The sequence below is a fragment of the Albidovulum sp. genome (genome assembly GCF_008933605.1).
GTDB lineage: Bacteria > Pseudomonadota > Alphaproteobacteria > Rhodobacterales > Rhodobacteraceae > Albidovulum.
Genome location: NZ_WBUS01000224.1, coordinates 1 through 3,745 on the forward strand (window position 1 = coordinate 1; position 3,745 = coordinate 3,745).

Consider the following 3,745-nt stretch of genomic DNA (forward strand, 5'->3'; position numbering starts at 1 on the left):
CTCGATCCCGGTCCCGGCAAGCGCCTCGCGGAGTTCGGGCAGCCGCGCCGCGTCGGCGATCACCGCCACTTCGGGCCGGAGCGCGCGCGCCTGTTCGGCGAGCCGGCCGACGTTCGAGCCGCCGGTGAGGGCGACGAGGCGGAAGGCCTGGCGCCCGCCCTGCCGCTGGACGAGGTCGACGGTGCTTTCGCCGATGGACCCGGTCGCGCCGAAGATCGAGAGGCTGCGCATGGCTCAGAACCGGACCGAGGGCACGTCGGTCAGCTGCGCCACCAGAAGCATGAAGATCGCCGCGCCGAGAAGACCGTCGAAGCGGTCCATGAGCCCGCCATGGCCGGGGATGAGGTTCGAGCTGTCCTTCACGCCCGAGCGCCGCTTGATCGCGCTTTCGGCGATGTCGCCCATCTGCGAGGCAAAGGCGAGAAGCGCCGAGATCCAGAGGAGGTCCACCCCGGCGGTGGAAAAGCGCAGGAACACCGCGCCGACGAGCGCCGCCGCGATCCAGCCCGCGACGGTGCCCGACCAGGTCTTCTTCGGGCTGATCGCCGGCCAGAACTTCGGTCCGCCGAGGATGCGGCCGGCGAAATAGCCAGCGATGTCGGTCACGACGACGACGAGGATGAGCCAGAGGAGCCAGAGCAGGCCGAAGCCCTCGCGGAAGGCGACGAGGCCGTAGCAGGCGACCATGATGAGGGCCGCGTAGATGGCGTAGACGGCCCGCATCGGCCGCTTCGGCCGGACGGTCCCGTAGAGCGCCGGCAGCAGGAGGAGCGGCACCAGATAAGGGTCGCGCGTCCAGAATACCACGCCGAGGATGATCGCCGCGACCGCGCCGACCATCACCGCCTCGTCGGGCCGCGAGCGGTCGGTCATCGCGCCGAGTTCCCAGACCATGAGGCCGCCGGCCACGGTCGCCAGCGTCGCGAACCAGGGCCCGCCGAGCCAGATCAGGGCAAGCCCGCCCGCGGCCATGGCCGCGCCGGAAATCAGCCGGGGGAGGAGATCACCCCATTTCGCGGGGTCGCTCATGCCGTCAGGGCGCCGCCGTAGCGGCGCTCGCGCCGGTTGTAGCGCGAGAGGATCGTGGCCAGTTCGTCGGGCGTGAAATCGGGCCAGAGCGTATCCGTGAATTCGTACTCGGCATAGGCCGACTGCCAGAGCAGGTAGTTGGAGATCCGCATCTCGCCGCTCGTCCGGATCACGAGATCGGGGTCGGGCAGGTCGGCGGTGTCGAGCCGGCGGGCGAAGGCCGCCTCGTCGATCTCTTCCGGCCGGATCCGACCGGCCGCCGCGTCCTCGGCCAGGGCGCGTGCGGCGCGCGCCAATTCGTCGCGGCCGCCGTAATTGATCGCGACGGTGAGGTGAAGCCGGTCGTTGCCCGCCGTGCGCGCCTCGATCCCGGCCATGAGCTTCTGGAGCTTCTTGTCCAGCCGCTCGCGCCCGCCGATGAACCGCAGGCGTACGCCCTCGGCCGAAAGCCGCTGCGCCTCGGACTGGATGTAGCGGGCGAAGATGGTCATCAGCCCGATGACTTCCTCGGTCGACCGCTTCCAGTTCTCCGTTGAGAAGGCGTAGAGCGTAAGGTAGCGGATGCCGAGCCCCGGTGCGGCCTCGACGATGGAGCGCACGCGCTCCGCCCCCCGGCGGTGGCCGACGAGCCGCGGCCAGCCGCGCGCGGTGGCCCACCGCCCGTTGCCATCCATGATGATGGCGACATGAGCGGGGCTCTCTCCCGTGATGTCCTTCGCGGCCATTGGCCCTGCCCTTTCCGCCCCCGGATGCCGGTCACCCGGCGCGGTCCTTTCAGACCTGCATGATTTCCGCCTGCTTGCCTTCCAGCGCCTTGTCCACGGCGGCAATGTAGCGGTCGGTCAACGCCTGGATCTCGTCATGCCAGAACTTCTGGTCGTCCTCGCTCATGCCGTCGGTCTTCGCCTTCTTGATCTGGTCCATGCCGTCGCGGCGCACGTTGCGGACGGCCACGCGCGCGTGCTCGGCGTACTGGGCCGCCACGCGCGTCAGTTCGCGGCGCCGTTCCTCGTTCAACTCGGGGATCGGCAGCATGATGATCGTGCCGTTGAGCTGGGGATTGATGCCGAGCCCGCTGTCGCGGATCGCCTTTTCCACCTTCGAGACCAGCGCCTTGTCCCAGACGTTGATCGTGACCATGCGCGGCTCCGGCACGTTGATCGTGCCGACCTGGTTCACGGGCGTCAGCGCGCCGTAGGCATCGACCATGATCGGCTCCACCATCGTGGCCGAGGCGCGCCCGGTCCTGAGCGTGCCGAATTCGTGGCGGAGCGAGGCCATGGCCCCTTCCATCCGCCGTTCCAGATCGTCGATGTCGATGTCGATGTCGTCGGACATGGGTCTTTCCGTCTCTTTCCCGGCGGTTCCCGGGGCCGTCACTTGCTCGTCTGGCCATTCGGCCTTCGCCCGGCCCTTTAGCATGAAAGGCGCAAGCCGCGATAGGATTTCAACCGCCAACCAGCGTGTAAGTTCCGCTTCCGGCGAGAATGCCGCGGAATCCGCCGGGTTCGTCGAGCGAGAACACGATGATCGGCAGCCTGTTGTCGCGGGCGAGCGCGATGGCCGAGGCGTCCATCACGCCGAGGTGCCGCTGCAGCACCTCGTCGTAGCTCACGGTGTCATAGCGCTTGGCGTCGGGGAACTTCTTGGGGTCCTTGTCGTAGACGCCGTCGACCTTGGTGCCCTTGAAGATCGCCTCGCAGTTCATCTCGTTGGCGCGCAGCGTCGCGGCGGTGTCGGTGGTGAAATAGGGGTTGCCGGTGCCGGCGGCGAAGATGCAGACGCGCTTTTTCTCCAGGTGCCGGACAGCGCGGCGGCGGATGTAGGGCTCGCAGACCTGGTCCATCGGGATGGCCGATATGACGCGGGTGAAGACGCCGAGCGCCTCCAGCGCCGCCTGCATGGCGAGCGCGTTCATCACGGTGGCGAGCATGCCCATGTAGTCGGCGGTCGTCCGCTCCATCCCCTGGGCGGAGCCTTGCAGCCCGCGGAAGATGTTGCCGCCGCCGATCACCATGCAGATCTCGACCCCGAGGTCGTGGACGGACTTCACCTCTGCGGCAATGCGGGCGACGGTCGGGGGATGCAGGCCGTAGCCCTGATCGCCCATGAGAGCCTCGCCGGAGATCTTCAGAAGAACGCGCTTGTACTTGACCTTGGGTTCTTCCGCCCCGTCCATACCACTGCTCCGCTTGCCGCTTTCCCGGTTGCGGCGCAAGATGGCGGAAATCGGCGGCGTGTTCAACCACGGTCGGCGGGATTCCCGCCAGCCAGGTGGATGTGCATGCGCCAGGGACAGCAATAGGCAGGACGCTGGACTTCATCGCGGATATCGACCCCGGGCGGCCGGTCCTGATCGCCGGGCCCACCGCGTCCGGCAAGTCGGCGCTGGCGCTCGCCATCGCCGAGGCGCAGGGCGGCATCATCGTCAACGCAGACGCGCTGCAGGTATGGTCCTGCTGGCGCATCCTGTCCGCCCGCCCCTCGCCGGCCGAGGAGGCGCGCGCGCCCCATCGCCTCTACGGCCATGTCGCGCCGGGCGCGGACTATTCGGTCGGGCACTGGCTGCGCGAGGTGGCGCCGCTCCTCGCGGGGCCGCAACGCCCGATCATCGCCGGCGGCACCGGCCTCTACCTCAGCGCGCTGACCGAAGGGCTGGCCGAGATCCCCGGCGTGCCGCCCGCCGTGCGGGCCGAGGCCGACGCCAGGATGGCCG

The 3,745-nt window shown here is 68.9% G+C and carries 5 protein-coding genes and 1 pseudogene; 1 reads left to right on the plus strand and 5 read right to left on the minus strand.

Going from position 1 to position 3,745, the window contains the following annotated elements; all coding sequences use genetic code 11:
- From F9K34_RS17715 to pyrH, 5 genes and pseudogenes are all read right to left on the minus strand, one after another.
- Positions 1-231: pseudogene (locus tag F9K34_RS17715) on the minus strand (1-deoxy-D-xylulose-5-phosphate reductoisomerase); the annotation flags it as partial.
- A 3-nt stretch (positions 232-234) separates the two neighbouring features.
- Positions 235-1,029 (minus strand): phosphatidate cytidylyltransferase, encoded by a 795-nt coding sequence (locus F9K34_RS17720; RefSeq protein WP_291338434.1) that lies wholly within the window; start codon positions 1,027-1,029, stop codon positions 235-237.
- A complete protein-coding gene (gene uppS / locus F9K34_RS17725; RefSeq protein ID WP_291338435.1) occupies positions 1,026-1,754 on the minus strand; it encodes a polyprenyl diphosphate synthase in 729 nt (242 codons plus the stop codon). The genes F9K34_RS17720 and uppS overlap by 4 nt, the downstream gene beginning before the upstream one ends.
- Positions 1,755-1,803: 49 nt before the next feature.
- Positions 1,804-2,367: a ribosome recycling factor gene (gene frr / locus F9K34_RS17730; RefSeq protein WP_291338436.1), complete on the minus strand. Its 564-nt coding sequence runs from the start codon at positions 2,365-2,367 to the stop codon at positions 1,804-1,806.
- A gap of 109 nt (positions 2,368-2,476) precedes the next feature.
- Positions 2,477-3,208 (minus strand): UMP kinase, encoded by a 732-nt coding sequence (gene pyrH / locus F9K34_RS17735; protein ID WP_291338437.1) that lies wholly within the window; start codon positions 3,206-3,208, stop codon positions 2,477-2,479.
- Between the two features lie 101 nt (positions 3,209-3,309).
- Here pyrH and F9K34_RS17740 point away from each other — a divergent pair.
- A partial coding sequence (locus F9K34_RS17740; RefSeq protein ID WP_436405764.1) for an isopentenyl transferase family protein occupies positions 3,310-3,745 on the plus strand: 436 nt, incomplete at its 3' end.

Bases quoted from the DNA above. Each gene is read 5' to 3' on its own strand.
- F9K34_RS17720 (WP_291338434.1), bottom strand. From the start codon at position 1,029: ATGAGCGACCCCGCGAAATGGGGTGATCTCCTCCCCCGGCTGATTTCC.
- uppS (WP_291338435.1), bottom strand. From the start codon at position 1,754: ATGGCCGCGAAGGACATCACGGGAGAGAGCCCCGCTCATGTCGCCATC.
- frr (WP_291338436.1), bottom strand. From the start codon at position 2,367: ATGTCCGACGACATCGACATCGACATCGACGATCTGGAACGGCGGATG.
- pyrH (WP_291338437.1), bottom strand. From the start codon at position 3,208: ATGGACGGGGCGGAAGAACCCAAGGTCAAGTACAAGCGCGTTCTTCTG.